Origin of the sequence: Lysinibacillus sp. NPDC096418, assembly GCF_044762775.1 — a bacterium.
Classification (GTDB): Bacteria; Bacillota; Bacilli; order Bacillales_A; family Planococcaceae; genus Lysinibacillus.
Genome location: NZ_JBIWEY010000073.1, coordinates 1 through 4,301, shown reverse-complemented (window position 1 = coordinate 4,301; position 4,301 = coordinate 1). Strand labels below are relative to the sequence as shown.

General features: G+C 35.8%; 5 protein-coding genes. All 5 read left to right on the top strand.

Annotated features, from left to right (window positions below):
* Nucleotides 1-742 precede the first annotated feature (742 nt).
* The 5 genes from ACIQZG_RS24345 to ACIQZG_RS24325 all read left to right on the top strand — a co-directional run bounded on the left by ACIQZG_RS24345 (nucleotide 743) and on the right by ACIQZG_RS24325 (nucleotide 4,043).
* Nucleotides 743-1,495, top strand: a complete 753-nt coding sequence (locus ACIQZG_RS24345) for a hypothetical protein (protein WP_402758725.1) — start codon at nucleotides 743-745, stop codon at nucleotides 1,493-1,495.
* Between the two features lie 387 nt (nucleotides 1,496-1,882).
* The gene (locus ACIQZG_RS24340) at nucleotides 1,883-2,821 is read left to right on the top strand and encodes a transglutaminase domain-containing protein (protein WP_402758723.1); all 939 of its coding nucleotides are present in this window, start codon (nucleotides 1,883-1,885) and stop codon (nucleotides 2,819-2,821) included.
* A gap of 107 nt (nucleotides 2,822-2,928) precedes the next feature.
* Nucleotides 2,929-3,264, top strand: a complete 336-nt coding sequence (locus ACIQZG_RS24335) for a hypothetical protein (protein ID WP_402758721.1) — start codon at nucleotides 2,929-2,931, stop codon at nucleotides 3,262-3,264.
* A gap of 126 nt (nucleotides 3,265-3,390) precedes the next feature.
* On the top strand, nucleotides 3,391-3,741 hold the full coding sequence (locus ACIQZG_RS24330; protein ID WP_402758719.1) for a hypothetical protein: 351 nt from the start codon (nucleotides 3,391-3,393) through the stop codon (nucleotides 3,739-3,741).
* Nucleotides 3,742-3,776: 35 nt separating this feature from the next.
* The gene (locus tag ACIQZG_RS24325) at nucleotides 3,777-4,043 is read left to right on the top strand and encodes a hypothetical protein (protein ID WP_402758717.1); all 267 of its coding nucleotides are present in this window, start codon (nucleotides 3,777-3,779) and stop codon (nucleotides 4,041-4,043) included.
* Nucleotides 4,044-4,301: the final 258 nt, after the last annotated feature.

Sequence of the window (4,301 nt, the reverse complement as noted above, 5' to 3'; positions counted from 1 at the left end):
TCTACCCCGGCTACCGTTATCATATATCGATATAAAAAATGGTCAACCAGAAATATTTTCTGGCTGACCTTATAATACGATCGGGCGCGATTGTTAAATAAACGTCGCTGTTCTTCTTAAACTAACGGAGAGCTTTAGTTAAATTTTGATTCACGAAATATCAAACCAAGTTATACAAAAAAGGCACTGCGATTGCAGTACCTTTTAGTATGCTAATTAATTGTTTTTTTAATCTGCGATTTTGCTTTTTGTACTTCAAAACAGAACCTGTTATCCTAAGTGACGCTTTTTACGGTAAACCGTGGTCACAAGCTTATTTAGGGACTTTGATATGCTTAGACAGAATCAACAACTAGTACCGTTAAATTGAAATTGGAAGTCACATCTAACTAGGTGTGGCTTTTTAGCATTGAAAACAGAGAAGAAACTGTAACTAGCCATTAAGATTTGTTGGTGGGGATAGTAAGGCTACAGAACGATTAAGTAAGGAGGAGACTAATTCATTGTCTGTGAAGGACAAGAGTCACAATGAGCACAATCGCCATGGACAAATAAATTGGAGTAGACCGAATTTTGATAACTGGAAATTATTGTAGTGAAGGTGATATTTCTTTAAGGGAACTACTTTAATTTTGTTAAATTTTTTATATTATTAAATTTTTCATTGTCAATATATCTGATTATTAGTATATAATACCAATGTATTGTGTTTTCTAACTTAAAGTTGAGTAGGGGGAGAATAATGAAAAAATTATTTACGGTGTTACTAGCAGCGTTTGTATTAGCGGTAGTAAATCCAACAAAATCAGAAGCGAAAGTGATGTATGACGGAGCAGAAGTTGTAAAAGGGCAAACCGGAAAAATGACCTTTAAAAAAGATATCAAGGTATACAAGAAAAATCCAAATGGTACGTTCGATTCGTTAGTCGTAAAGCGAAATAATTTCTTTAGAACGTATGATATTGAAAAATATGGTGGTAAAACTTTTTACCAGATGGGGCAATACCGCGTACAAGCAACGGATTTGGTAGTTTTCAAAGAAGTACCATTAAAAATTCGTTCATCTTTTTATAACAATCCATCTTATATTTATATTAACCGTAATAGTATGTATGGTAACGCATTATACGGAACATGGTTCATAGGAAGCGACCCGGATAATTCGATTACAAATAACGGACAACAGCTTACTTTTTGTGGTGGCACTGATGTTGGTACGATAGAGTGTTTACATTATCCTGGTATAGATCTTAAAATCGCTGAGACGAAAGTAAGCGAAATAGGCGTGCCTTTTGAGCTAACAAAAGCTGCAGATTTTAAACAAAGTCCAATAAAGGAATCAATTACTATAAAAACATTGAAAAAGGGACGCATTTTATATTCAGAAGGTCTTGAAATAAATGGTTATCTATATGTAACTTGGAAAAGCGATGACAATAACCAGTACACATTCTGGATGCCGGTGAATTTATTAAATCCGGTGGTAGATAAGTGATAAATATGGATTCTAAAAGACCCTTTTAATTATTTGTTCCTGTGAATTTTCAAACAGTAGCTTGTAAGAAAAATAAGGATATACAATTTTTTAATGGTTGAATAGAGTTATCTACTGAATAGTTAAAAAAGCGTAGATTAATTAGCAACCTGAAGAAATAAAAATACAAATAAATAATATGCCAAAAAGTCACATCTAACCAGGTGTGGCTTTTTACTATACATTGTAAGGAGCTTGTAAATGTATGCTGGAAACATGCAATTGAGACTACTGAAATGGTGGTCTCTTTTTATAATGACAATACATTTCATTTATCCTATGATATAGGTAGATGGGAGGTGGCTGTTCAGATATTTAAATAAAGCAAAAAAGAAAGAGGAGATTCAATTGAAAAAAAGACAGCCATTAAAAGTATTGGCGGCAGGTGTAGTTTTAGCGTCAGGTATTTTCTTTTCCACTCCAATGGATTCTGGAGTACAAGCCGCGTGGGAAAGTCCATATAATTTCATTCCACATTCATATAAAGGTAATATTAATACTTTTGATGAATTAATACAGTTAGCTGTAGATACCTATAATAGTCCTAAACATCAACCGGTGATGGTTGTATTAGACTCTAAGAAAAATTTTGAGGAGCAGATATCTGACTATTTCCAATCAGAAAAGTACCTCCAAGATATGCCGGATTTTGGTTTCTACGGGAGAACAGTTAATATTTATGATGATGGTGAAGTTAGAAAAGGAATTTACGAATACCATATTCAAGTGTATAACGACTACGATGAAAAGGGTATGCTCTCGTTTAAAAAGAAGATGGATAAAGCTGAAAAATATATTGTAGACAATTACCCATTGAACACCGACTATGAAGTAGTATTCGCTATCAACGATTTTATTGCAGATAATTTTTCTTACGGTATGGTAATACATGATGATAGCCACCCATACGTAGGTGAATTGCAAGGTGGTTTTACTTGTGGTCCTTATACTAAGCTTGCTCAACAATTCTATAATAGATTCGGAATTGAGAGTCGAATGATGACTGGTGGTGCTTACTGGTCTGGTGAAGCACATGCTTGGAATGCGGTGAAGGTTGGTGGTAATTGGTATTATTCTGATGCAACTGCTTACGATAGTGCAGGTAAAGCAATGAAGAATATCCTTATGACTGAAGACGTTGGTTACACACACTGGGGTACTAATCTAAATACCAATACAAGATATGAAATAACAAAATTCCGTGCCACAAATGTTAAGTTTGAAAAGAGTATGGCAAAACCATACAACTACAAAGAAGTGAAGAAAGCTCAAGCTCAAAAAAAATAATACAAACCAATTTATTTGTTGTAGACATAGATAACTAACTAATACATAGAAGGTCACACTCTAAATGAGTTGTGGCTTTTTGTTATGCCTTGAGAGGGGGTGAGAGAATGGTAAACACAGTTTCAATCGATGATGTAATCAAAGTACTGAACGACGCATTAAATCACGATCGAGTAGTTATCCAGAATGTTATTGAATCAAGAGTACCATGTAGTGATTCATTCATAGAACATCCATCTATTCAAGTAGGTCATAACCATGAAGGGCATGTAGAGATTGGTATAATTGGTATCATCAATAGTTTATTTGGTACAGATGATAATGGTTACGGCCCTGGGGGTACTGAATATGATGGAGGTGGTCAATTGTGTAGCTTCGTTAAGATGTGGCATGACACTGACCTACTATCACGCCTAGCGGGCAGTGAGTGGCCAGTCTACTAACCCAGTCATACCAAGGCTTTGGGCCCTTCCCCAGGGGGATTCCTATGCGGCGCTCGGAACTCCCGCGGTTCGTCTACTTTTAAAATAAAAATATTACTTCGGAACTTCGGAATTGAGGTGAGCAAAATGGATGGATATAAAGAGGAAAACGGACGTATTCTTATACGAACAAATCGGCTCTGTGAGTTAATTGAAATCAGCGATAGATTGCTAACTGACTGGAAAAGGCAAGGATTAACGCAACACTCTTCAGGGTGGTCGGATTTACAATATGTCCTGAAATGGCGCGGTGAAATTTACAATGCAGATTCCGAAGTGAGCAAGTCTGTAAATCTACAACAAAAGAAGTTGGAAGCGGAAGTTGCCTTTAAAGAATTTCAGACTGAGCTTGCTCGCCTCTATATACTTTATCGAACATGGGATATTGCTGCTGGTCCTCCACAAAATTTATATAATGTGACTAGCTTAATAGAGTAGGGGCTATTGCACGTAGTTAGGCATTACTTGGGGCGGTGATTGGGTACGTAGTAGGTAGTATCGACCGCCCACATTTTGAGGTTAAAGCAAGCTGGAAGATGCCGTATGGGTATGTCCTTGGAAAAGTCGTTGTACCGAGTAACAGTAAGATGCAAGTCCAATTAATTGTGGAAGACAAACCAAAGGAGGAAATTAAAGTGACAAATACAAATTGGAATCCAGGTTCACCAGCAATGTTTACAGAGGCAGAAGCATTTTTGACACAAGCAGTTAAAGAAGGTGTTATCCAACAAGTTCATTAAATGATTTGAAAAATCGTACAATGACAACTGATCGTTTACTAGGGTTGTATCTTACGGTTTAGCAACATCATAGTAAATAGTAAATTGTGTTGTTCAGAATTTGTTCAGAATGATGTAGTAATCTAGCAATGTATTCTTGTCATTAAAAAGGCCAGCAAAGCTAAAATGATATGCTCCCTATTAGGTAGACAGATTAAAAAATAAAATCTGTTTATTAAATGGGGAGTTTTTTCATGTCTAAAAAATCATTTTCACCAG